The sequence below is a fragment of the Teichococcus deserti genome (assembly GCF_001982615.1).
Classification (GTDB): domain Bacteria; phylum Pseudomonadota; class Alphaproteobacteria; order Acetobacterales; family Acetobacteraceae; genus Pseudoroseomonas; species Pseudoroseomonas deserti.
Genome location: NZ_MLCO01000163.1, coordinates 1 through 3,365 on the forward strand (window position 1 = coordinate 1; position 3,365 = coordinate 3,365).

Annotated in this window: 5 protein-coding genes; 3 read left to right on the forward strand and 2 right to left on the reverse strand. The window is 73.9% G+C overall.

Annotation, left to right across the window (positions count from 1 at the left end):
* Nucleotides 1–210, reverse strand: a 210-nt coding sequence (locus tag BKE38_RS16275; protein ID WP_242662388.1) for a DUF993 family protein, incomplete at its 3' end; no start/stop codon positions are given.
* Between the two features lie 198 nt (nucleotides 211–408).
* The gene (locus BKE38_RS16280; RefSeq protein ID WP_076958337.1) at nucleotides 409–729 is read right to left on the reverse strand and encodes a TIGR02300 family protein; all 321 of its coding nucleotides are present in this window, start codon (nucleotides 727–729) and stop codon (nucleotides 409–411) included.
* Between the two features lie 82 nt (nucleotides 730–811).
* On the opposite strand from BKE38_RS16280, the gene aroA reads away from it, so the two are divergent.
* From aroA to BKE38_RS16295, 3 genes are read left to right on the forward strand one after another with little or no spacing between them, the layout of a single operon-like run.
* Complete coding sequence (aroA, locus tag BKE38_RS16285) at nucleotides 812–2,194, forward strand: 3-phosphoshikimate 1-carboxyvinyltransferase (RefSeq protein ID WP_083747595.1); 1,383 nt, start codon at nucleotides 812–814, stop codon at nucleotides 2,192–2,194.
* Entirely contained in the window at nucleotides 2,191–2,838 is a 648-nt protein-coding gene (gene cmk, locus BKE38_RS16290) for a (d)CMP kinase (protein WP_076958338.1), read from the forward strand. Before aroA ends, cmk begins: the two co-directional genes overlap by 4 nt.
* 29 nt (nucleotides 2,839–2,867) lie before the next feature.
* Nucleotides 2,868–3,290 carry a VOC family protein gene (locus BKE38_RS16295; RefSeq protein ID WP_076958339.1) on the forward strand — a complete coding sequence of 141 codons (423 nt, stop codon included), beginning with the start codon at nucleotides 2,868–2,870 and terminating at the stop codon, nucleotides 3,288–3,290.
* Nucleotides 3,291–3,365: the final 75 nt, after the last annotated feature.

Here is a 3,365-nt window from a genome sequence, read left to right on the forward strand (position 1 = left end):
GTCCCAGTCGATCGCCTGGGCGTCCCAGGGGTCCTGGGGGACCAGCGGGTCGACGACCATATGCGCGGCGGCCAGCGCGATGCGCGGGAAGGGGGGGCGGGCCGCCGGGAAGCGCCGCGCCGGGCTCAGCGCGAAGGGCGCCAGCCGGCCATCGGCACCGGGCAGCAGGATGCGATCCATGACAGGACTGGCCAGGGTGTGGCTGGACATGGCGGACGGTTCCCTGTTCCCGGGGGGCTCGGGCCCCCTCGTGCTTTCTGCGCCGGCAGTCTGCGCGGAAACATCGGGGACAGGAATGGGCCGCCGGGCCGCCCGACAGCAAAAATCCGGCGCGCGGAGGCCGCGGCCGGATTCCCGTATCGAACCGGTATCAGCCGCCGGGCTCCCGAAGGAGGCCCGGCAGGGCGATCAGTTCTCTTCCTCGCGGTCGGTCTCGACCTCGATCTCGCCGTCGATGTCGTCCTCGGAGTCGTCGAGGTCCTCGGCATCGTCGAGGTTCTCGTCGGCATCGACGTCCTCGATCTCGACATCGTCGCCATCGGCCTCGGGCGCGATCACGCGCTTCTTCGGCTTCTCCTCGACGGCGGCGGCGGCGCGGCGCAGGCGCGGCTGCTCCGCCGGCTGCTCGGTGCCGCATTTCGGGCACACGGCGGGCTGGCGGGTCATGTCGTAGAACTTGGCGCCGCAGGCGACGCAAGTGCGTTTCAGACCCAGTTCGGGCTTGGCCATCAGCGTGAATATCCCGGGAATAGGCGGGCCAGGGATGGGCCGGCCGAGAAACACGCCGCGCATTGCCACGCACCCCGCCCCCATGTCAAACCCCCGCTTTGTGGGACACGACACGAAAGCAAGGCCGTTGCGCGCCACCCGGCCGCTCCAGGGCCTCGCCGGCCGCCTGACGGTCGCCGGCGACAAGTCCATCAGCCATCGCGCGCTGATGTTCGGGGCATTGGCCGTCGGCCGCACCGAGATCACCGGCCTGCTCGAGGGCGAGGACGTGCTGCGCACCGCCGCCGCCATGCGCGCCCTCGGCGCCACGGTGGACCGCCTCGGCGAGGGCCACTGGCAGGTCTCCGGCCGCGGCGTCGGCGGGCTGGTCGAGCCGGAGGACGTGCTCGACATGGGCAATTCCGGCACCGCCGCGCGGCTGATCTGCGGGCTGCTGGCCGGCCATCCGCTCTATGCGGTGCTGACCGGCGACGGCTCGCTGCGCAAGCGGCCGATGAAGCGGGTGATGGACCCGCTCTCGGCCTCCGGCGCCCGCTTCTCGTCGCGCGCCGGCGGCCGGCTGCCGCTGACCATCGAGGGCGCCACCGACCCGCTGCCGCTCGACTACCGCCTGCCGATGGCCTCGGCCCAGGTGAAGTCGGCCGTCATGCTGGCCGGGCTCTGCGCCCGCGGCGTGACGCGGGTGATCGAGCCCGAGGCGACGCGCGACCACACCGAGAACATGCTGCGCCATTTCGGCGCCACCGTCCGCGTCGCCGCCGAAGGCCATGGCCGGGTGATCGAGCTGGACGGCCAGCCGGAGCTGATCGCGGCACCCGTCGCCGTGCCGGGCGACCCGTCCTCCGCCGCCTTCCCGCTGGTCGCCGCGCTGCTGGTGCCGGGCTCCGAGCTCACCGTCGAGGGCGTCGGCCTGAACCCGCTGCGCACCGGGCTGTTCACCAGCCTGCAGGAGATGGGCGCCGACCTGACCATCTCGAACGCCCGCACCGAGGGCGGCGAGCCGGTGGGCGACATCACCGCCCGCTTCGGCACGCTGAAGGCCGTCGACGTGCCGCCCGAGCGCGTCCCCTCGATGGTCGACGAATACCCGATCCTGGCGGTGGCGGCGGCCTGCGCCACGGGCGTCAGCCGCTTCCGGGGCCTCGCCGAGCTGCGCGTCAAGGAAAGCGACCGCGTCGCCGCCACCGCCGCCCTGCTCGCCGCCAACGGCATCAAGGTGGAGATCGAGGGCGACGACATGCTGGTGCACGGCACCGGCGCGCGTCCCCCGGGCGGCGGCCAGGTGGTCACCCATATGGACCACCGGATCGCCATGAGCGCGCTGGTGCTGGGCCTGGCCACCGAGAACCCGGTGACGGTCGACGACAGCAGCTTCATCGACACCTCCTTCCCGGGCTTCGCCGAGCTGATCAACCGCGCCAGCGGCGGCGACGCGCTGCGCCGGTTGAACAGCGGGGCCGCATGAGCACCACCCCCCGGCCGGGCCTGGTCATCGCCGTCGACGGCCCGGCCGCGGCGGGGAAGGGGACGCTGGCCCGGCGGCTGGCCGCCGAGCTGGGCCTGGCCTATCTCGACACCGGCCTGCTGTACCGGGCGACCGGCCGGCGGGTGCTGGATGCCGCCGCCGATCCCCGCGACGCCGCCGCCGCCGAGGCCGCCGCCCGCAGCCTGACGCCGGCCGACCTGGCGCGAGGCGACCTGCGTGGCCCCGAGGCCGACCGCGCCGCCAGCGCGGTGGCCGCCATCCCGGCCGTGCGCGCCGCCCTGCTGGACTGGCAGCGCGATTACGGCCGCCTGCACGGCGCCGTGCTGGACGGCCGCGACATCGGCACCGTGGTCTTCCCCGATGCGCCGGTGAAGCTCTACGTCACCGCCTCCGACGAGGAGCGCGCCCGCCGCCGCCACCTGGAGCTGACCGGGCGTGGCGTCGAGGCCGACCTCACGGTGGTGTTGGAAGAACTCCGCGCCCGCGACGCGCAGGATGCCAGCCGCGCCGTCGCGCCGCTGAAGCCGGCGGAGGACGCCGTGCAGCTCGACACCACCACGCTGGATGCCGAGGCCGCCTATGCCGCGGCCCTGGCCGTGGTGCGGGGGAAGCTGCCCGCCTGAGGTAACCGCGGACCAGGGAAGGGGGCGCCATGCAGGCCCAGATGTCGGTGATCACGCTGGGGGTCGCCGCCCTGGCCCCCTCCCGCCGCTTCTATGCCGAGGGCTTCGGCTGGGCCCCGGTCTTCGAGAACCCCGAGATCCTGTTCTACCAGCTGAACGGCTTCGTGCTCGGCACCTGGCTGGAAGCGGCGCTGGCGGCCGATTCGCAGCGGGCGAACCAGACCCGGCCCGGCGCCTTCGCGCTCGCCCATAACGTCACCCGCGCCGAGGACGTCGCCCCCGCCATGGAGCGGCTGGTCGCCCATGGCGGCAGCCTGCTGCGCGCCGCCGACGCGCCGCCGCATGGCGGCTTCCGCGGCTATGTCGCCGATCCGGACGGCCATGCCTGGGAGATCGCCTTCAACCCCGCCTGGCCGATCAGCCCCGAGGGCTATGTCCGCTTCGCCCCCTGAGGCGCCGCGTTCACATCCGGACCGCTCACGCTTGTTTTGCCGCGTCCCGCCGGGATGCCCCCTCGGCGCCAGGCC

Excerpts from the sequence above, each read along its gene's own strand:
- BKE38_RS16280 (WP_076958337.1), bottom strand. The coding sequence starts at position 729 with ATGGCCAAGCCCGAACTGGGTCTGAAACGCACTTGCGTCGCCTGCGGC.
- aroA (WP_083747595.1), top strand. The coding sequence starts at position 812 with ATGTCAAACCCCCGCTTTGTGGGACACGACACGAAAGCAAGGCCGTTG.
- cmk (WP_076958338.1), top strand. The coding sequence starts at position 2,191 with ATGAGCACCACCCCCCGGCCGGGCCTGGTCATCGCCGTCGACGGCCCG.
- BKE38_RS16295 (WP_076958339.1), top strand. The coding sequence starts at position 2,868 with ATGCAGGCCCAGATGTCGGTGATCACGCTGGGGGTCGCCGCCCTGGCC.